The following is a 20,378-nucleotide window of genomic DNA, read 5'->3' on the forward strand; positions in this document are numbered from 1 at the left end:
GGCGCCAGCGGGCAAGGCGATACCGTTCAGCGCTCCGGCTCGGGTCGCAGCCATAGCCAGCACGCGATAACGGCCATCGTGGCCGTGGCGATGGCGGCGATCCACAGGTGCGGAGCGGTCAGGAAGGCGATCGCGGCGGCCAGCAGCATGGAGGCGCTGGCGAGCCACTTGGCCCGCCGCGAGACCGCGCCGTGACGCTGCCAGTCACGGATCATCGGACCGAACACGCGATGGGTCAGCAGGCGCTGGTGCAGGTGTTTGGACCCGCGCGCCGCCGCGTACGCTGCCAGCAGCACGAAGGGTACCGTCGGCAGCAGCGGCAGGACCACGCCGGCCGCAGCCAGCGCCAGACTCAGGTAGGCCAGCAGCAACCAGGCCCAGCGCACCGGGCCGTGTGGATCGCGGCCGATCGGCATGGCGGCTAGCGGGAAGCGGCAGTCTCTACCGCCAGCTGGTCGAGCATGAACGCGTACATCTCGGCCAGCTCGCGATAGCGTCGGAAGCGACCGGACTTGCCGCCGTGGCCGGCGTCCATGTTGGTCCGGAACAGCACCGGCGCGCTGCTGGTGTCCAGATCACGCAGTCGAGCGACGTACTTGGCCGGCTCCCAGTACTGGACCTGCGAATCCCACAGGCCGGTGCCGATGAACATCGCCGGGTAATCCTGCGCGACCAGGTTGTCGTACGGCGAGTAGGCCAACATCACGTCGTAGTAGGCCTTGTCCTCCGGGTTGCCCCACTGGTCGTACTCGTTGGTGGTCAACGGAATGCTGGCGTCCAGCATGGTGGTGACCACGTCCACGAAGGGCACCTGGGACAGGATCACCCGGTAGTCCTGCGGGGCCTGGTTGGAGATCGCGCCCATCAGCAGGCCACCGGCGCTGCCGCCGTAGGCCGCGACGCGGTCCTTGGCCGCATAGCCTTCATCGACCAGGAAGCGGGTCACATCGATGAAGTCGTTGAAGGTGTTCTGCTTGTGCTTCAGCTTGCCGGCGTCGTACCACTTGCGGCCCATCTCCTGGCCGCCGCGGACGTGGGCGATGGCGTAGACCATGCCGCGATCGAGCAGGCTGACCACCGGCAGGTTGAACGCCGGGTCCATCGAGTAGCCGTAGCTGCCGTAGGCGTACTGCAGCAGCGCGGCGGTGCCGTCCTTTTGGAAGCCGTTGCGGTAGACCACCGAGACCGGGATCTTGGCGCCGTCGCGCGCGGTCGCCCATAGGCGCTCGGTGGTGTAGAGCGCGGGGTCGTAGCCGATCACCGGCTGCTGCTTGAGCTGGCGGCGCTCGCCGGTGCGTGTGTTGAGCTCGTAGGTGGTGTCCGGCGTGGTCAGCGAGGTGTAGCTGTAGCGCAGCCAGTCGGTGTCCGGCTCGGCGTTGGTCGCCAGCCCCATCGAGTAGGCACTCTCGTCGGCCTTGACGTATTCGGAGGCCGCATCGGTCTGGCCGACTTCGCCGCGAATCAGCCGCAGGCGCTCCAGCCCACCGGAGCGCTCGGCCACGGCGGTGAAGCCGTCAAACAGCTCGAAGCCGTCGATGTACACGTCCTCGTCGACCCCGATCCACTCCTGCCACTGCTCACGTGAGGTCGCGTTGCTGGGGGCCGTCATCAGCTTGAAGTTGTCGGCCGGCTTGCCGTCCGCGCCGGAAGCGTTGGTGCGGATCACCCAGCGACCGTCGTGGTGGTCGGCGCTGTACTCGACATCGCGCTCGCGCGGGGCCAGTACGGTGAACTCGCGCGGATCGGCAGCCAGTGCGCAGCGGCTTTCGCTCGATACGGTGCTTTCCACGCCGATGCAGATGTACTTGTCATCGCGGGTGCGGCCAATGCCCATGTAGAAGCTGTCGTCGTGCTCCTCGTAGACCAACACGTCATCGGCGACCGGGGTGCCGAGCACGTGCTTCTTGACCCGCACCGTGAGCAGCGTTTCCGGGTCGTTCTCGACGTAGAACACGGTGCGGTTGTCATCGGCCCAGACGACATTGGCCGACACGCCGGGGATGGCATCGTCAAGGAGCTCGCCGGTGTCCAGGTCCTTGAAACGGATCACGTACTGACGCCGACCGATGTCGTCATCGGCCCAGGCCAGCAGGCGGTTGTCCTGGCTGACCGCGAAGTCGCCGACGCTGAAGTACTCCTTGCCGGCGGCCATCGCGTTGACGTCCAGCAGGACCTGCTCGTCGGCCTCCATGGAACCCTTGCGACGGGCGTGGATCGGGTAGTCCTGGCCGGTCTCGAAACGGGTGTAGTACCACCAACCACGCTCGCGATACGGCACCGAGCTGTCGTCCTGCTTGATGCGCCCGACGATCTCCTCGTACAGCGTGTCCTCCAGGCCCTTCAGCGGCGCCATCACGGTATCGACGTAGGCGTTCTCCGCTTCCAGATAGGCCAGCATCGCCGGGTCCTTGCGGGTGTCGTCGCGCAGCCAGTAGTACTCGTCCTGGCGGGTTGCACCGTGCGGGGCGGTGACCAGATGCGGGCGCTTCTCCACGTCGGGAGCGGCGGCGGTGACGGTGGATGACTGTGGGGGAACGCTGGAAGGCATGGAAAGACTCTGGGCGGAAGCAGGAGTGGCAGCCGCAATCAGGACCGAGGTCATTACGGCGGCGGCAAGCAGAAGTGGCTTCATCGGATCGGATCCGGGCGGGTGGCTGATTCAGTCGGCCGACTTGTCGTCGGCGAGCTGATTCCACAGGAAGGTGTAGGCCAGCGCGCTCATGTGCGCGGCCTGCTGGTTGTTGGCCGCGCCGCCGTGGCCGCCCTCGATGTTCTCGTAGTAGCGCACGTCCTTACCGGCCTCCAGCATCTTCGCCATCATCTTGCGGGCGTGGCCCGGGTGGACGCGGTCATCGCGGGTGGAGGTGGTGAACAGGGTCGGCGGGTAGTCCTTGTCCGCGTCAAACAGGTGGTAGGGCGAGAAGGTCTGGATGAACTCCCACTCTTCGGGCTTGTCCGGATCGCCGTACTCGGCCATCCATGACGCCCCGGCGAGGAGCTTGTGATAGCGCTGCATGTCCAGCAACGGCACCTGGATGACCACCGCACCAAACAGCTCCGGGTACTGGGTCAGCATGTTGCCGGTGAGCAGGCCGCCATTGCTGCCGCCCTGGATGCCCAGGTGTTTGGCCGAGGTGACCTTGCGTGCGACGAGGTCCTTCGCCACCGCGGCGAAATCCTCGTACGCCTTGTGCCGGTTGGCCTTCAGCGCGGCCTGGTGCCAGCGCGGGCCGTACTCGCCGCCGCCGCGGATGTTGGCCACCGCGTAGGCGCCGCCCTTCTCCAGCCAGCCCTTGCCGACCGCACCGGAATACCCGGGCGTCAGCGAGATCTCGAAGCCACCGTAGCCGTACAGCAGGGTCGGCGTGCTGCCGTCCAGCGGCATGCCCTTGGGATGGACGAGGAAATACGGCACGCGGGTGCCGTCCTTGCTGGTGGCGAAGTGCTGCTCGACCACCTCGTTGGAGGCGTCGAAGAAGATCGGCATGGTCTTCAGCACTTCGGGCGCCTGGCCGATGGTTGCCAGCGACAGCGACTGCGGGTTGAGGTAGTCGGACGCCATCACCCACAGGTCGTCGTTGCCGTCGGCATCCACCGCCGCCACGCTGACCGTGCCTTCGGGCTGCTCGACGAAAGCGCTGCGCTTCCATGTGCCGGACGCGTCGGCAGGCGGTGTCAGCACGCTGAGCCGGTTCTTCACGTCTTCCAGCACGTTCAGCACGAGATGGTTGGCGGTCCAGGTCGAGCTGGCCAGCGAGGTCGTCTCAGTCGGCTCGAACAGGCTGGTGAAGTCGCGTTTGCCGTCCATGAACGCATCGAAGTCGATCGCGATCAGGCTCCCCGCCGGCCAGGTCTTGCCGCCGGCTTGGTAGGGCTCGCGCAACTCCAGGACCATCCAGTCCTTGTGCACGGATTTCATCGCCGAGTTGGGCGCATCCACCTTAGTCAGCTTGCCGTCGGCACCGCGCAGGTAGAGCTCGTCGTTGTAAAACGCCAGGGTGCGGGTGACGAAGTCGCGCTCGTAACCGGGGGTGTGGTCACGGCCGGCGGCGATGTACATGTCGTCGGGCTTGCCCTCATAGACCAGCTTCGCGCTCTCAAGCGGCGTACCGCGCTGCCACTGTTTGACGATGCGCGGGTAGCCCGACTCGGTCATCGAGCCGGGGCCGAAATCGGTGAACACGTAGACGCTGTCCCGATCGATCCAGCCGAGGCCGCCCTTGGCCTCGTCACGGAAGAAGCCATCCTCCACCCAGCCCATGGTGCCCAGATCAAACTCCCGTGTGACGTCGGCATCGGCGCCGCCGCGCGACAGCGCGACCAGGCAGCGCTGGTACTCGGGCTTGAGGCAGTCGGCGCCGTGCCAGACCCAGTTCTCGCCCTCGGCCTTGTTCAGCGCGTCCAGGTCGATCACGGTCTCCCACTGCGGCTTGTCCTTGCGGAACTCGGCCAGCGACGTGCGACGCCACAGGCCGCGCTGGTGCTGCGCGTCCTTCCAGAAGTTGTAGTAGTACTCGCCGATTTTCTCGACGTACGGAATCTTGGCGTCCGAATCGAGGATCGCCAGAATCTGCGATTCCAGCTGCTTGAAGGCCGGGGTGGCGGCGAGCTCAGCCTCGGTCGCGGCATTACGGGCCTTGACCCACTCCAGCGCCTTGGGCGCTTCGACTTCTTCCAGCCATTGATACGGGTCGGACACGGGGGCCTCCTGGGCGTGGGCGCTGCCCATGGCCACTGCGAGGCCGGCGACGAGAAAGGCGGCCCGACGGGCCTTCAGCAGCTGCGACATGGGCGCTCCGGTGTGCAAAGTTGGGACAGGGCGAGATAACCACCGAAAGTTAGCACAGCGCCGCTTTTACGAAGGCCCCTGCCCGGCCTACGCGGCCTCGGCGATGCCGCGGCGCCTGCCACCGCGTGCGGGGCGCAGCAGGAGCGTGGCCGAGCTGGGCCGGCCGCCGATGGGCCGTGCCTGCATGCAGGCACGCGCTCCGCGGCGTAGTGGCGGGGCGGCATCCTGCCGACGATCGAGCCAGTGGAGCACGGCCAGCGCGCTCAAGGGCATGCCCAACAGCCACAGTGGCAGCCAGCCGATCAGCTCGTGCGACCCGCGCGCGGCGGGCAGCACGATCAGCAGCGTCACGCCCACCGCCAGGCCATGGCACAGGGCCGCATGCAGACGTGGTGCCAGGCGATTGGCAGGCAAGGGACGGTTGGCGGAACGGGACATGGCAGAGCTCCTCGGTGGCGATGCGCCGAGGATTGCGCTGGACCATCTCAGGGACTGCGACCGCGCCCCGCACCTGGCGCGGGCTCAGACCGGATCGCGGTCGTAGTTGCTGATCGCCAGGCTCAGCAGCGCCCGCGCCTGCTCACGCAGTGAAGGCGGCGCGGTGATCTCGGCGTCGCTGCCGTAGTGCAGCACGTCCATCAGCAGCTCGCGGCCGGAGCTGAAGGGGATTTTCAGCTCGTAGCGCCCGTCCGGCAGGAACCGGCCTTCCTGCTGGGAGTGCCAGTGCTCGTCGGCCACCCAGCGCGCCGCCTTGGCACTGAACACGATCGTCGCCCAGCCCTTGGGGGTGCCCGAGAAAATGCCGTAGCTGGAGGCCAGCTGGCGGTCGAGCTCCTCATTGGGCACGTCGCGGGCGACCTCGTCCAGCTGGCGCGCGACACTGATCCGGTCCACGGCGAAGCTGCGCAACGCGTCGCGGTCGTGGTCGAAGGCGTCCAGGTACCAGTTGTCGCGGTAATGGGTCAGCCGCTGCGGCGAGACCGTGCGCCGGGTCAGCTGATCGGTCGAGCGCGCGCGGTAGTCGAACGCCAGCTGGCGCCTGTCCAATACCGCGGTGGCGACATGGCGGAACGCGGTCTCTTCCAGCCGGCGGGTGCGATGGGCGACCACCCTGACCCGCTCCACCGGCACGCGTCGCCCGCCGGCGTGATCGTCCAGCAGCTTCTCAATGCGCTGCTGCAGCGGCGCCAGGGCATTGGCCAACACTCCGCCGCCGCTGCGCAGCATCAGTTGCTGCGCCGCCAGCAAGGAGTGCAGCTCGTCGGAACTCAGCCACAGTCCGGGCAGCTCGAAGCGGTGGCTGTCCTCGGGGTCGTAGCGGAAGCCGGCCTCGCCGTTGCCGATCACCGGCGCCATCAACTGGTCGCGCAGGTAGGCCAGGTCGCGGTAGACCGTGGCCCGCGAGCACTCGAGCTCTTCCTGCAGGCGCGGCACCGTGACCGGATAGCGGGCGCCGGTCAGGATGCGGTGCAGGGCGTGGATGCGTTCGATGCGTTCCATGGTGCGCACTTTAGACGGTTCCGGAGGTTCCTACGCCAACTGCGCCCTGCGGCGCAACTCGCCCAGCGTCCCGCCTGCGGGCACAATGCGCCCCATGCATGACAGTCCCCGCCCCATGACAGCGCCGGCCCCCGCCATGCGAACGCCCGAGCCCCGCACCGCGCGAGCCAGCCGCTGATGCAGATCGACCTCTGGCTGACGCTGGCCGTCCTGGCCGGCGCGGTTTACCTGTTTGTCAGCGAGAAGCTGGCGACCGACGTGGTCGCCCTGCTGGTACTGGCGTCGTTGCTGGTGCTGGGACTTGTGTCGCCAACCGAGGCGCTGTCGGGCTTCAGCAGCGAGGCGACGATCACTGTGGCAGCGATGTTCGTGCTCAGCGCCGGCCTGCAACGCAGCGGCGCGCTGGAAGGCCTGGGCGAGGCACTGGCGCGGATCCGCTGGAGCTGGCTGTTCGCGCTGGTGATGATGGTGGTGATCGCCTTCATCTCCGCTTTCGTCAACAACACCGCGGCGGTTGCGGTGTTCCTGCCGCTGGTGATCGCGGCGGCGATTTCCCAACGCCGCGCGCCCTCCAAGCTTCTGATTCCGCTGTCCTACGCCGCCCAGTTCGGCGGCGTGTGCACGCTGGTGGGCACATCGACCAACCTGCTGGTCAACTCGCTGGCGGTGCAATCGGGCCGCGAGGGCTTCGGCCTGTTCGAGTTCGCGCCGCTGGGAATCATTTTCGTCGGCATCGGCATCACCTACCTGATGCTGGTCGGGAACTTCCTACTACCCGACCTGGGCGTGCCGGAAGTCGATGATGACGGGCTGGACGGCATCTTCCTGGTCGAATTGCTGGTGCCTGAAGGCTCCCCGGTCATCGGCACTGACGCGATGAAGGCGCTGCCGGAGGACATGGCATCCAAGATGACCCTCAAGCTGGTCCGCGACGGCGCGATCCGGGCGCGCCGCAATACCAGCATCGAAGCCGGTGACCGGCTGCTGCTGCGCGGGGAGTGGAGTCTGATCCAGCGCCTGCGCAAGCAGTACAAGCTGGAGTTCGACCACGTCGCGCGCGACCTGGAAGGCGACGTGGAAGCAGCGCGCCTGCACGCCAAGGTGATGATCGCGCCCGGCTCGCACCTGGTCGGCCACACCCTGGCCAGCCTGCGGTTCGGCCATGTCTACCGGGCCCGCGTGCGCGGCATGCAGCGGCAACAGCGCGCGCCCTTCTGGCAACACATCGACCACGCGCCGCTGGCCGTGGGCGACATCCTGCTGGTGGACAGCACCGAGGCCGCACTGTCGACCCTGCGCGACGATGCCAACTTCGTCGTCCTGGCCGAGCGCGCGCAGCCGCGGGTGGACAAGCAACGCGCCTGGACTTCGTTCCTGGTCATGTTCGCGGTGATCGGCGCCGCCGGCCTCGGCCTGTTGCCGATCGTTGCCTCGGCGATCCTGGGCTGCGTGGCGCTGATCGTCCTGCGCTGTCTGGAGCCCGACGAGGCCTATGCGGCGGTGGACTGGCGGGTGGTGATGCTGCTGGCCGGCGTCCTGCCATTGGGCATCGCGTTGGAGCGTTCCGGTGGTGCGGACTGGCTGGCCCAGAACGCCATCGGTCTGGTCGGCCAGATGGGCCCGGTGGCGTCTCTGGCGGTGATCTACCTGATGACCTCGGTGCTGACGGAGATGATGAGCAACAACGCCGCCGCGGTGTTGATCGTGCCCATCGCGATCGCCACCGCGGAGTCGCTGGGCGTGGATGCCAAGCCGTTCCTGGTTGCGGTCGCCTTCGCCGCCTCAACCGCGTTCGCCACCCCGGTGGGCTACCAGACCAACGCCATGGTCCACGCGGCCGGTGGCTACAAGTTCTCCGACTTCATGCGCATCGGCCTGCCGCTGACGGTGATCTTCTGGGTCACTGCGGTGCTGCTGATTCCGATCTACTTCCCGTTCTGACCTCACCGCGCCCGTCACGGCCGGACCGGCAACGGGCCAACTGGCCCGCGGCGGCGCAAGCGGGGACAATGGCGGGATGGAAACTACCGCTGCAATGCTCGAGACCGTCGAGCACGAGACCGGCCCGGCGCCGGAATGGTCCGTCATCTGGCTGCATGGCCTGGGCGCCGACGGCAACGACTTCGCCTCGATCGTCCCCGAACTGGTGGACCGCGACTGGCCCGCGCTGCGCTTCGTGTTCCCGCATGCGCCGGTGCGCGCGGTGACCGTCAACAACGGCGCCCGGATGCGGGCCTGGTATGACATCCGCGATTTCGACCTGGCCAACCGCGCCGACGAGGTCGGGGTGGAAGAATCGATCGCCCAGGTCGAGGCACTGATCGCGCGCGAGGTGCAGCGCGGGGTGCCGGTCGGCCACATCCTGCTGGCGGGTTTCTCCCAGGGCGGCGCGATCGTGCTGGCTACCGGGCTGCGCCGACGCGAACCATTGGCCGGGCTGGTCGCGTTGTCGACCTACCTGCCGATGGCGAACCGCGCCGGGGAACTCCTGCAGGCGGGCGCAAGCGCGCAGCCGTTGTTCATGGCCCACGGCACGCACGATCCGGTCGTGCCCTTCCAGGCCGGCGAACGCAGCGCGGAGGCGATGCGGAAACTGGGCTTCAATGTCGAGTGGCACGCCTACCCGATGGCCCATCAGGTGTGTGCCGAACAGATCAAGGCGCTGGGTGAGTGGATGGCGGCGCGTTTCGCCGCGGCTTGAACGGGGCTGCGGCTGCAAGGCCGCGATGGGGGATACGCGATGAAGGTGGTCATAGCCGACGATGAGCCGCTGGCACGCACGCGCCTGCGCAGCCTGCTGAACGACATGCCCGGCATCGAGCTGGTCGGCGAAGCGGGCGACGGGCATCAGGCACTGCAGGCGTGCGCCGAACACGCGCCGGATCTGGTCTTGCTGGATATCGCCATGCCCGGCATGGACGGGCTGGAAGCCGCGCGCCACATGGCGACACTGCCGGCGCGACCGGCGGTCGTGTTCTGCACCGCCTACGACGCGCATGCCCTGTCCGCCTTCGAGGCCGAAGCCATCGATTACCTGGTCAAACCGGTGCGTGCGGAACGGCTGACCGCAGCGCTGGAGCGCGTGCGCACCTTCCGCGCCGGCGTGGCCCGCGCCGGGAACACCCTGGCCAGTTCGAGTCCGCCGTCCAGCGTGGATAGCGCCCCTCGCAGCCACCTGTGCGCGCGTCTGCGCGGCGGCCTGCGACTGATTCCGCTGGCTGAGGTGCGGTACCTGTTCGCGGACGAGAAGTACGTCGTCGTCCACCACGCCGGCGGCGAGGACCTGATCGAGGAATCCCTGCGCTCGCTGGAAGAGGAATTCGGCGATCGCTTCGTGCGCATCCATCGCAACTGCCTGGTGGCCCGAGACCGCATCGTCGAACTTCGGCGCAGTCCCGAAGGCCAGGTGACGGTGATCCTGCGCGCGGTGGAGCAGCCGCTGGAAGTCAGCCGCCGCTGCGCTCCCGCGGTGCGCGACACCCTGCTCCAGCTGTAACCGGCGATAATGCCCGCATGACCATCCTGCGCATCGCCACCCGTAAAAGCCCGCTCGCCCTGTGGCAGAGCGAACACGTCGCCACCGCCCTGCGTGCCGCCCATCCGGGCCTGCAGGTTGAGCTGGTACCGATGAGCACCCGCGGCGATGAGGTGCTGGACCGGCCGCTGGCGGCGATCGGCGGCAAGGGCCTGTTCCTGAAAGAGCTGGAAGTGGCGATGCTGCGCGGCGAGGCCGACTGCGCGGTGCACTCACTCAAGGACGTGCCGATGGACCTGGAGCCGGGCTTCGCCTTGCCGTCCATCCTGGAGCGCGCGGACTACGCCGATGCGTTCATCAGCAACCGCTACGACGCTATCGGCAGCCTGCCCGAGGGCGCGGTGGTTGGCACCTCGTCCTTGCGCCGCCAGGCCCAGCTGCGTGCGCTGCGACCGGACCTGCAGCTGCGCGACCTGCGCGGCAACGTCAATACCCGCCTGGCCAAGCTGGATGCCGGCGAGTACGACGCCATCGTGCTCGCCTGCGCTGGTCTGCACCGGCTCGGCCTGGGCGACCGGATCCGCTCCCGGCTGCTGGTGCCCGACTGGCTCCCGGCACCAGCCCAGGGCGCCATCGCGATCGAATGCCGGGACGACGATCCGGCCATCGCCGCCCTCTGCGTTGCCCTCGACCATGCCGAGACCCGCATCTGTGTCGAGGCCGAGCGGGCGATGAACCGGGCCCTGCACGGCAGTTGCCACGTTCCGGTCGCCGGCTACGCCGCGCTGGACGGGGATGCGTTGTCGCTGCATGGCATGGTCGGCTGCGCCGAGGACGGCCGCTCGGTGCGTGCGTTCAGTACCGGCCGCGCCGATGACCCCGCCGCTGTGGGCCGTGACGTCGCCGCGGGGCTGCTAAGGCAGGGGGCTGGCGAGTTCCTGCCGCCGCAGGCCTGACAGCGCCCGGAACCTCGGGCCGCTTAGCGAGGGGCCGCATAGCGAGGTTCAGAAACGCCGGCGCAGCTTGAGCGAGGACTCGGCCGACTCCGTGCCGGTTTGCCCGGTTTCCCGGTGGCGGATCTGGAAGTCGCTTTCCAGCGTCCATTCCGGCCACAGCGACACGTCCAGCCCGAAGGACTGCTTGACGAAGGTGCTGCCGTTCTGGCCGGCTTCGAACTGGATGCGCTGCGACCAGTTGGCCCGGTCGTTGATGCGGTGACCGAAATCCACTGCCCCCCGCAGCACCGGGCCACGATGCTCAATGCCGTCATCGTTCAGCGGCGCCAACCGGTAGCCCGCCCCCACCTGCAGGCCAAGCCGCGTCGGGCCGTCGCGCAGGGCATCCACGTGGTAGCGCGTGCCAACCCGCCAGTTATTGGAGTAGCTGGCGGTGCGATCCCGCGGCCGTGCCGGTGCCCACAGGCTGATCCAGCGCTGGCTGCCCGGCAGCGTCGGCCGCGCCTTGCGCTTGTCATGGAACGTCAGTGACGGCGACAGAGCCGAGCCCCGCCGCCACTCCTCATCGCCACAGCGGGTGGAGTAGCAGAACTGCCGCAGCTGCGCCGGATCGCTTCCCAGCTGCACCAGCGCGGGATCACCGGATACGGCGGAGGCGGCGGGCAAGGTGGTGAACGGAATGACCGCCAGGGCCATCCCCAGTACGACGCTCATCGTTGAACATGCTTAATGGCGGCACATGAGTATGCCCCGTAGCCCACGCCAGGTTGAATACCGCGCTTAAACGGACCGCCCGCCGCCGATGCCGACCTCAGGGTTCTTCGCGCGGGCGCTCGTCGGGCAGATCGCGCTGCGCACGCACGATTCCCCACGCGCCCAGGGTCATGCCCAGGGCGACGAAAATGCCGGCCGCAAACACCATGCTCGAGCCCAGCACCGCGATGGCCTTGTGCAACCACACGAAGGTGAGGTCGCCGCCTCGATAGACCACCGTGTCGATTACCGCCTTGGCCTTGTAGCGCGACTCCCGATCGACCCGCGTATAGAGCGTCTCGCGGGCCGGCTTGGCCAGCGAGAACTCGCCGGACCGGGTCACCACCTGCACGATCGCCACCATCAGCGGCAGCGGCGACGCGGCCAGAAGGCAGTAGCCCAGGAGAATCGCAATCGCCGGGCCCAGCAGTGCCGGTGCCACCCCGAAGCGCTGCAGCAGCGCGCGCGTGACAAAGACCTGCACCAGCAGGGTCACACCGTTGACCGCCCAGTCCACCGTCGCGTAGTACCACGTGCCCGCCTCCGCGCCGGGATAGAACTGCTTCACTATCGCCGCCTGCTCGTTGTAGAGCAGCGTGCCCACGCCGACCCCGAAGAACATGGTGACCGCCAGTGCGCGCAGCAACGGCCGCTGCCAGACGAGTTTCAGCCCGGCCAGCATCGAACCACCCATCGCCTGGTCGCCGCCGCTCTCGCCGTGCTGCGCCTCGCGCCGCCGCGCCCACGGCCGCAGCTTGAGGATGCACAGCAGGCATATCGCCAGGAAGCCGGCGGACACCAGCAACAGGTTGGCCACCCCGATCACCTCGACCAGCAGGCGGGTGATGCCAGGTCCGACCAGCGCACCGATCGTGCCTCCCGCGCCGATGTAGCCGTACACCAGCTTGGCCTGCTGGTTGTCGAACACATCGGCCATGAAGCTCCAGAACACCGTCACCGCGAACAGGTTGAATACCGCCGTCCAGATGAAGAACGCACCGCCCCGGCCGGAGACGCCGGTATGGAAAAGGCCGAAGAAAAACACCAGGCAGGCGATGAAGAACAGGTACACGACCGGCAGGAACACGCGCCGCGGGAATCGCGCGACCAGCGCGCCATAGACCGGCTGCAGGACCACCATGGTCACGAAGGTGCCGGTGAACAGCAGTTGCAGGGTGTAGTCGCCCAAGGCGAAGCCCGCGCCATCGGCCAGAGTCAGCAGCCACTGCGGGAACACGGTGCTGGCATCACCGGAGGCACCCATCGCGTCGCGCACCGGACGCACCACGTAGTAGCCGCACAGCAGGCTGAAGAAATACAGCAACGACCACCACAGCGGCGGCGACTCGGCCAGCGCCGCGCGCAGTCGCCGGACCCGGCCCATTCCGCTGGAACCGCTCACGCCTGGGCCAGCATTGGCGGCAACGGACAATGCAATACGCCGCACACCGTACGCAGCAGCTCGGACTCCGCGACAGTGATCCGACCGTCATGACCGATGGCCAGCGCGATTGCCTCCACCAGCAGGCGTTTGGCCAAGGGATCGAGGGCATCCAGCGGCAGCCAGACGTCCTCCAGCGCCAGCACTCCGCGCGCGGGAACGCTGTAGGGACGGATGTGATTGGGCAGGATGCGCTGCATGCCAGCGATGTAGGCACGCCGCGCCAACGCGGCATCCCGATGCCCCGCGTCCGCCACCACGGCCAGCAAGGTGGCGATCTCGGCCTGCAGTTTGGCCGGTTTGCGGCGACCGGTGCGGGCGTAGCGCGACGGGTCCAGCGACTCGCGCAGCTGCACGGTCAACAGGCGCCCCAGGCAATACTCGAACAGCGAGACGTTTCCATCAGCGAAGACCATCGCGTTGGCCGCATCCAGGAACAGCTCCAGCTCGGGACGCGGCCTGCGCCGCAGGACCGGGAAGGCCAGCGCCGCCAGCGGCAGCCGCAGCATCGGATGCAGGCCGTGCAATGCATCGCGCATCTGGTCCAGCTCCAGGGCCACCGACTTTCCCATGCGCGCGCCCACCGCAAACAGCTGCTTGTCGGCGATCTGCGCGCGCTCGTCCAGCAGCAGACCCAGCACCAGCGGCATCACCCGCTCGCGGTCCGCCGCCACGGCGCGCAGCGGGTCAGGGATTCCGGCGACGATTGCATCGGCGTAGCGGTAGCTGTCGATGTCCGGCTGGCCCACCCGCTGTGACATCTGCTGCTCATCCAGAGCCTGGTCACTGGCAGCCACGGGCAACGGCAGCCCCTCGTGCAGGCCGAGCGCAAGATCCTCGTCCAGCCCGTGCGGCGGCCGGTCCATCCATCGCCGGGCCAGCGTATCCAGCGCGGCGTTGTTGAAGGACGGATCCAGCACCCGGATGCGCTCCAGCAACGGCGGATGGGTGGAAAGCATGCGCCCAAACAGGCCGCCGAACTGGAGGCCCTCGCCAAACAGCATGTGGCTGATCTCCTCGGCATCGCCGGCGGCCACCAGATGCGAGCCATCCGGCAGCCCGGCGATTTTCTTCAACGCGCCGGCCAGTCCCGCGGTCTGGCGGGTGAACTGCACCGCACTGGCGTCCGCCAGACGCTCGCGGCTGCGGCTGATGCCGGCGCGGATCATGCGCGCAAAAAACAGGCCGATCCAGCCCACGACCAGCGCCGCGACCGCGGCGACCACGACGAACACCGCGCCCGAGCCCCGCCCGCGTCCGCGTCCGCCCAACACGCCGAAGTGCAGGACCTTCCGGCCGATCAGCGCGATCATCGAGATGCCGAACAACACCCCGACCAGACGCAGGTTCAGGCGCATATCGCCGTTGAGGATATGGCTGAACTCGTGCGCGACCACGCCCTGCAACTCGTCGCGGTTGAGCCGCTCCAGCGCGCCACGGGTGACCGCGACCACCGCATCGGAGGGTGAGTAGCCGGCCGCGAATGCGTTGATGCCGGCATCGTGCTCGAGCACGTAGAGACGCGGCATCGGCACCCCGGAGGCGATGGTCATCTCCTCCACGACATTGCGGAAACGGCGCAGATCCGGGTCGGCGCTGTCCTCCGGCACCGGCTCGCCGCCCATTTCCAGCGCGATCGACTCACCCCCGCGCCCGAGGCTGGAAAGCCGGTACAGCGAGCCCAGCCCGATCACCAGCAAGGTGAGCACGCTGCACCAGACCAGCACCGTGGCGTTGGCGCCGATCACGAACCAGGCGACCAGGTCGACCGCTGCCACAACCCCGAGCACCGCCAGCGAAAACAGCACGACCAGTCGAGTGGAGCTGCGCCGGGCCGCGGCCTGGTGCTCGAAGAAATTCATCGGATCAGCCTGTCACCGGAACAGCCGTGCCGGTCAGAAAGCCACCTGCGGTGCCTGACGCATATGGGCGGCCTGGTCGGTCGGGATTTCCAGCAGGCCCGCGGGCTTGAAGCCGAAATTGCCGGCGATCACGCTGGCCGGGAACACTTCGCGCCGGTTGTTGTAGCTGGTGACGGCGTCGTTGTACGCCTGACGCGAGAACGCGACTTTGTTCTCGGTGCTGCTGAGCTCCTCGGTCAGCTGCATCATGGTCTGGTTGGCCTTCAGGTCGGGATAGGCCTCGGCCACCGCGAGCAGGCGCCCCAGCGCACCACCGAGCAGGCCTTCGCTACTGCCCATGCGCGCCATCGCCGCCGGATCGCCGGGCAGGTTCTTGGCCGCGGCCGCACCGGACATCGCCGCCGAGCGCGCGGTCATCACCGCTTCCAAGGTCTCGCGCTCATGGGACATATAGCCCTTGGCGATCTCTACCAGATTGGGAATCAGCTCGAAGCGCCGCTGCAGCTGAACATCGATCTGCGCGAACGCGTTCCTGTAGGCGTTGCGGGCTCCGATCAGGCCGTTGTAGATCGACACCGCCCAGAAGATGAACAGGAGCACTAACCCCAATAGAATCAGGAAGCTGAACATCATTGCTCGCAAACCTCTGGAAAACGGCGTTATGATCGGGTGAACCCAGCATACGCAGGCGATGCGACCGATGAAAGACGAATCGAACCGGCGGACAACGCTCGCCCGGCGCGTGGCCGCACTGACCTTCCTGCTTACGGTGGCATTGGCGTCCACGGCGCAGACTTCGCTACTGGGCGGAGACCCGCAGGCCAGCGCACCCCTGCCCGCCGACAGCTCGCCGATGGACGCGTTTATCGCTACGCAGGTGGTGCCGGATCTGCGCCCGGAGCAGCACCTGCCCGTGCCGGTACCGGTCAAGTCCAAGGGCCCTGCACTGCCGGCCGGATTCGATGTCGCCACCTTTGAGGCGATCGCCCAGCAGATGGTCGCCGACCAGCACGTACCGGGTATGGCGATGGCGATCGTGCACAACGGCGAGGTGCTCAGCGCTCGTGGCTACGGCATCACCGATGTCAGCGACGCGCAGCCGGTCGATGCGCATACCGTGTTCCGCCTGGCGTCGCTGTCAAAGGGCTTCGCCGGCACCATGGCCGGGCTGTTGGTCAACAACGGTACGCTGCGCTGGGACAGCCGACTGACCGACTACGTACCCGACTTCCGCCTGAGCCAGCCCGATGCCGCGCAGCAGATTACCGTCGCCGACATCCTCAGCCATCGGGTTGGCCTGACCAACAACGCCTACGACCGCGATCTTGAGCGCTACGTGCCCTATCGCGACCTCAGCCGCAAGCTCGCTACGGCGCCGATGAAGTGCGCGCCGGGCACCTGCTACGCCTACCAGAACGTCGCCTTCAGCCTGATCGGCGACATCGTGTTCGCGACCACGGGCGACTTCTACAGTCAGGAAGTCAGCCGTCGGCTACTTAAGCCGCTCGGAATGAATGACGCCAGCCTGGGCCTTGAAGGGATCGAATCGAGCGCGCGCTGGGCCAAGCCGCACGTGCGCGGCAAGGGCGGCTGGGTATCGGTGATGCCCAAGTCCACCTATTACGAAGTGGCGCCCGCCGCGGGCGTCAACGCCAGCGCCAGCGATATGGCGCAATGGTTGCTCGCCCACACCGGCCATCGCCCGGACGTGCTGCCGGCGCCGCTGGTGGCGACCCTGCATGAGCCACTGGTGGCTACGCCTGACCAGACGCGTTCGTCGCCCTGGCGGCGCGCGCGCCTGGATTCCGCCGGCTATGCGTTGGGTTGGCGGGTGTACGAGTACGCCGGCCATCGCGTGGTCTATCACGCCGGCGCGGTGCAGGGTTATCGCGGGATGATCGCGCTGGTTCCCGACACCGACCTGGGTATCGTGCTGTTGTGGAATGGCGAAAGCACGCTGCCGACGGGCCTGATGCCGACGATGCTCGACCGCGCGCTGAACATTCCGTCTTCATTGACGGCGTGGCTCGATCCGAAGATCGATCCCAACATCCGCTATGCCGCTGGCCCACAACAGAACAGCGACGCGCCCGGCTCGACCGCGACGCGCTCGACCGCCGCTCCGCAGTAATCGCCGCGCTGGCGGCTCCGTCGGTCCATCGACCTGACGAAGACCGGACTGAAAAAGCCCTCTACCGCACTGGTCGGTAGAGGGCTTTTTTGCTGCAGCCTGTTCGGCTACGTGTAGCTCTCTAGAGCAGGGCCTTCGGCGTCTCTGGTGTGGCGGTCGGTGGCATGACCGACTTCTTCTTGCTGGCGGACTTCCGGGCTGCTGCCGGCTTCTTGTCTGCGGCGGAATTGCCCGCTGACTTTGCCGCGGTCTTCGCTGGCGTCTTCGAGGTCGCGGACGTGCCGGACTTCTTCGCTGCGACCTTCTTTGCCGGAGCCTTCTTGCTCGCCGCCTTGCTGGCCGCCGCCTTCTTCGCAGGGGCCTTCTTGGCTGCCACCTTCTTTGTTGTGGCCTTCTTGGCTACGGTTTTCTTCGCACTGGTCTTGGCTGCGGCGCTCTTGCTGGCGACGGCTTTTTTCGTTGCGCTCTTCTTGGTCGCGGTCTTTCCGGCTGTCGCTTTCTTCGCCGGGGCCTTCTTGGCCGACGCCTTCTTGGCCGACGCCTTCTTCGCAGTCACCTTCTTGGCCGCTGTGCTCTTGGTCGCCTTTGCTGCAGTCGCGGCCTTGGCCGTGGCCTTCTTCGCAGGCGCCTTGCCTGCCGCGGTCTTCTTCACCGTCGCCTTCTTGGCAGCGACCTTTTTTACCGCCGGCTTTTTCACGCTGGCTTTTTTTGCCGTCGCTTTTTTCGCGGTGGCTTTGGTGGCTGCGGCTTTTTTCACCGTGGCCTTCTTTGCCGTGGCGCCAGCGGAGGCCGACTTGCTGGCAGCGGATTTCTTGGTGGCGGTTTTCTTTGCGGCCGCTTTCTTCGCCGGTGATTTTGCCGTCGCTGTCTTCTTGGATGGTGTCTTGCGCGGTGCCGGTTTGGCCGCGCCCGTCGTCGTGTCCGTCTGCGCGGAACTGGCATCCATCGCAGCGGAACCTGAGCCGTTGACGCCGGAGTTGGTGGCCGAGGTTTGTGCGCCAGACTTGCTTGCCGTCTTTCTCGGAGTGGGTGCTTTCGTTGCAGCTTTTCTCATGGCCATGCGATGGTTCCTCGTCAGTGGTCTATCGTCGATACAACCCGGTTCCAGGCAACGCCGTCTGCACGGCTTTCCGCCGCCAATACGCCTCACCCTGAAATACAAAAACCCGGCTCTCCGCAAGGGAAAAACCGGGCTCGGCGCGATACGTATTGCGGAGCTTCGACCCCGCCCTGTCACCATTCGACGTCGGCGACATGACCGCCACGCCATCAATCCGGGCGGTGGTCGGTTCAACAATGCGACTGGTCGTGGTGGCTTTGCTCACTCTTATCCGCGCAAGTCTGTACTTCGCGCAACCTAGTCACGCGATTTGTCGGTGTCAACAAAGTTGATGCGACGCGCGCAGTCACCGATCGGCTTGAGTTCTCCGTGTGCCATCGCATCAACGGAGGCTCATCGCGATCCATACCAGGAAAAATCCAGACACTGCGCTGCAGACAACGCTGCAAACCGCGCGGTGCAAGGCTGACACGACTGATTGACCGCGCCGACCCAGATGGCGAAATTTTCACCACCCCAAATTCACTGGTGACTTTTTGACCAGTATGCAGTCGATCGAAATGTCGCCAATCCGTCCCTGGTTTCGCGCTGCACCAAACCATTTGCGCAGCGCCGACGCAATTCTTGCGCCGCTTACGCGATGCGCATTGGACAAAAAAACACCCGCGCCGTTTCCGGCGCAGGTGCGATCGCGCAATGTCGCGAAATTCAGCCTTCGTCGTCTTCCACCATCGCGGCGTACGCGTCGGGGTCGAGCAGGTCGTTGAGCTGGTCGGGATCCTCGATCTTGATGGTGAACATCCAGCCTTCGCCGAACGCATCCTCGTTGATCGTCTCCGGCTTGCCGTCGAGGGCGTCGTTGATCGACTCGATGGTGCCGGTGACCGGGGCGTAGATGTCCGATGCGGCCTTGACCGACTCCACCACCGCGCAGGCGTTGCCGGCCTCGACGTGATCGCCCACCGCGGGCAGCTCGACATAGACCAGGTCGCCGAGCATGCCCTGGGCGTGGTCGGAAATACCTATGGTGACCGTACCGTCATCTTCGACGCGCACCCACTCGTGTGATTTCAGGAACTTCAGGTCGCCGGGGATCTCACTCATGGCATTGCTCCGCTTACCGCTGGTGGATGGAAGGGTCGCTAGTGTAACCAAGCAGGCGGGCGGCGATCACGGGCCGCGGACGCATTGTCAGTCAAGCACGCCCGGCTGCGCCTGGCCATCGCGGACGAACGGGAACTTCACCACACGCAGCGGCACTTCCTTGCCGCGGATATCGACGCGCACGTTGCCGGCGCGGCCCAGGGCGATCTCGCCAGCCGGCACACGGGCGAAGGCGATGCCCTTGCCCAGGGTCGGCGAGAACGTTCCGGAAAGGATCTCGCCATCACCCAAATCGGTGAGCACTTTCTGGCCATGCCGGAGCACGCCGCGATCGTCCATCACCAGTGCGATCATCTGCCATCCGGCACCGTCGCTGCGCTGGCGCTCAAGCACGTCGCGGCCGATGAACTCGCGGCCTTCGTCCAGGCTCACCGTCCAGCCCAGTGCGGCCTGGTAGGGAGTGACGTCCTCGTCCATGTCCTGGCCGTAGAGGTTCATCCCTGCCTCCAGACGAAGGGTGTCGCGCGCGCCCAGGCCCGCCGGTTTGACGCCCGAATCCAGCAGTGCCTGCCAGGTGGACAGCGTGGCTGACTCGGGCAGGACCAGCTCGAAGCCGTCCTCGCCGGTGTAGCCGGTACGGGCGATGAAGATCTCGGTACCGTCGCTGCCGCGGGTCTGGGCGAAGGAAAACTTGGGCAGCTTGCCGATCCGCTCGCGCTCGGCGGGATCCAGCAGTTCGATGACCTTGTCGCGCGCCTGCGGCCCCTGCACCGCGATCAGACCAAAGTCGGGCCGCTCGCTGACGCTGACATCGAAGGCCTTGGCGTGGCGCTCGATCCAGGCCAGATCCTTGTCGCGGGTGGACGCGTTGGAGACCAGGCGGAAGAAGTCCTCGGCGATGAAGTAGATGATCAGGTCGTCGATCACGCCACCGCGCTCGTTGAGCATGCAGCTGTAGAGCGCCTTGCCCGGCTTCTTCAGCTTGTCGATCGAGTTGGCCATCAGCAGCCGCAGCAACTCGCGCGTACGCGGCCCGCGCAGGTCGATGACGGTCATGTGGCTGACGTCGAACATGCCGGCGGACTGACGCACCAGATGGTGCTCATCGATCTGCGATCCGTAGTGGATCGGCATGTCCCAGCCGCCGAAGTCGACCATCTTGGCGCCGAGTGCGCGGTGATGGGCGTTGAGGACGGTGTGCTGTGGGGCCTTGTTGAGGGTCATGGTCGATCCTGGCAGGAATGATTCGACCATTATCCCAGACAGGAGCGTCGCCACGGGCCGGCGGCGTACTGGTGCCCCGGCCG

17 protein-coding genes are annotated in these 20,378 nt (G+C 66.9%); 5 read left to right on the forward strand and 12 right to left on the reverse strand.

The annotated features are described in order from the left end of the window. Positions 1–26 precede the first annotated feature (26 nt). The 5 genes from KZ491_RS08640 to KZ491_RS08660 all read right to left on the reverse strand — a co-directional run bounded on the left by KZ491_RS08640 (position 27) and on the right by KZ491_RS08660 (position 6,289). A complete protein-coding gene (locus KZ491_RS08640; RefSeq protein ID WP_222565402.1) occupies positions 27–416 on the reverse strand; it encodes a YbaN family protein in 390 nt (129 codons plus the stop codon). Between the two features lie 5 nt (positions 417–421). After that, entirely contained in the window at positions 422–2,548 is a 2,127-nt protein-coding gene (locus tag KZ491_RS08645; protein WP_425493132.1) for a S9 family peptidase, read from the reverse strand. Positions 2,549–2,659: 111 nt separating this feature from the next. Next, on the reverse strand, positions 2,660–4,789 hold the full coding sequence (locus tag KZ491_RS08650) for a prolyl oligopeptidase family serine peptidase (protein ID WP_222565404.1): 2,130 nt from the start codon (positions 4,787–4,789) through the stop codon (positions 2,660–2,662). A gap of 87 nt (positions 4,790–4,876) precedes the next feature. Next, on the reverse strand, positions 4,877–5,227 hold the full coding sequence (locus KZ491_RS08655; protein ID WP_222565573.1) for a hypothetical protein: 351 nt from the start codon (positions 5,225–5,227) through the stop codon (positions 4,877–4,879). A gap of 84 nt (positions 5,228–5,311) precedes the next feature. After that, positions 5,312–6,289 (reverse strand): helix-turn-helix transcriptional regulator, encoded by a 978-nt coding sequence (locus tag KZ491_RS08660; protein WP_222565405.1) that lies wholly within the window; start codon positions 6,287–6,289, stop codon positions 5,312–5,314. Between the two features lie 177 nt (positions 6,290–6,466). Here KZ491_RS08660 and KZ491_RS08665 point away from each other — a divergent pair, with 177 nt between their 5' ends. The 4 genes from KZ491_RS08665 to hemC all read left to right on the forward strand — a co-directional run bounded on the left by KZ491_RS08665 (position 6,467) and on the right by hemC (position 10,720). After that, complete coding sequence (locus KZ491_RS08665) at positions 6,467–8,230, forward strand: SLC13 family permease (RefSeq protein ID WP_222565406.1); 1,764 nt, start codon at positions 6,467–6,469, stop codon at positions 8,228–8,230. 94 nt (positions 8,231–8,324) lie between these two features. After that, positions 8,325–8,990 (forward strand): alpha/beta hydrolase, encoded by a 666-nt coding sequence (locus KZ491_RS08670; RefSeq protein WP_222565556.1) that lies wholly within the window; start codon positions 8,325–8,327, stop codon positions 8,988–8,990. 39 nt (positions 8,991–9,029) lie between these two features. After that, entirely contained in the window at positions 9,030–9,785 is a 756-nt protein-coding gene (locus KZ491_RS08675; RefSeq protein WP_222565407.1) for a LytR/AlgR family response regulator transcription factor, read from the forward strand. 17 nt (positions 9,786–9,802) lie between these two features. Continuing rightward, positions 9,803–10,720, forward strand: coding sequence for a hydroxymethylbilane synthase (hemC, locus tag KZ491_RS08680; protein WP_222565408.1), 918 nt, complete (start codon positions 9,803–9,805; stop codon positions 10,718–10,720). 48 nt (positions 10,721–10,768) lie between these two features. Here the strand turns inward: hemC and KZ491_RS08685 are convergent, their stop codons facing one another. The 4 genes from KZ491_RS08685 to KZ491_RS08700 all read right to left on the reverse strand — a co-directional run bounded on the left by KZ491_RS08685 (position 10,769) and on the right by KZ491_RS08700 (position 15,409). Continuing rightward, entirely contained in the window at positions 10,769–11,434 is a 666-nt protein-coding gene (locus KZ491_RS08685; protein ID WP_222565409.1) for a DUF481 domain-containing protein, read from the reverse strand. Positions 11,435–11,531: 97 nt separating this feature from the next. Next, positions 11,532–12,857, reverse strand: a complete 1,326-nt coding sequence (locus tag KZ491_RS08690) for an NTP/NDP exchange transporter (protein ID WP_222565557.1) — start codon at positions 12,855–12,857, stop codon at positions 11,532–11,534. A 14-nt stretch (positions 12,858–12,871) separates the two neighbouring features. Further along, the gene (locus KZ491_RS08695; RefSeq protein WP_222565410.1) at positions 12,872–14,776 is read right to left on the reverse strand and encodes a M48 family metallopeptidase; all 1,905 of its coding nucleotides are present in this window, start codon (positions 14,774–14,776) and stop codon (positions 12,872–12,874) included. Between the two features lie 33 nt (positions 14,777–14,809). Next, positions 14,810–15,409, reverse strand: a complete 600-nt coding sequence (locus KZ491_RS08700; RefSeq protein WP_246606634.1) for a LemA family protein — start codon at positions 15,407–15,409, stop codon at positions 14,810–14,812. Between the two features lie 67 nt (positions 15,410–15,476). On the opposite strand from KZ491_RS08700, the gene KZ491_RS08705 reads away from it, so the two are divergent. Continuing rightward, the gene (locus tag KZ491_RS08705) at positions 15,477–16,907 is read left to right on the forward strand and encodes a serine hydrolase domain-containing protein (RefSeq protein ID WP_222565411.1); all 1,431 of its coding nucleotides are present in this window, start codon (positions 15,477–15,479) and stop codon (positions 16,905–16,907) included. Positions 16,908–17,028: 121 nt separating this feature from the next. On the opposite strand, the gene KZ491_RS08710 is transcribed toward KZ491_RS08705, so the two are convergent. The 3 genes from KZ491_RS08710 to gcvT form a co-directional block, all read right to left on the reverse strand. After that, complete coding sequence (locus KZ491_RS08710; RefSeq protein ID WP_343225589.1) at positions 17,029–18,177, reverse strand: hypothetical protein; 1,149 nt, start codon at positions 18,175–18,177, stop codon at positions 17,029–17,031. Between the two features lie 498 nt (positions 18,178–18,675). Continuing rightward, on the reverse strand, positions 18,676–19,071 hold the full coding sequence (gene gcvH, locus KZ491_RS08715) for a glycine cleavage system protein GcvH (protein ID WP_222565412.1): 396 nt from the start codon (positions 19,069–19,071) through the stop codon (positions 18,676–18,678). A gap of 87 nt (positions 19,072–19,158) precedes the next feature. After that, positions 19,159–20,295: a glycine cleavage system aminomethyltransferase GcvT gene (gene gcvT, locus KZ491_RS08720; protein ID WP_222565413.1), complete on the reverse strand. Its 1,137-nt coding sequence runs from the start codon at positions 20,293–20,295 to the stop codon at positions 19,159–19,161. Positions 20,296–20,378: the final 83 nt, after the last annotated feature.

It is taken from the genome of Novilysobacter antarcticus, assembly GCF_019802285.1.
GTDB classification, from domain to species: Bacteria; Pseudomonadota; Gammaproteobacteria; order Xanthomonadales; family Xanthomonadaceae; genus Novilysobacter; species Novilysobacter antarcticus.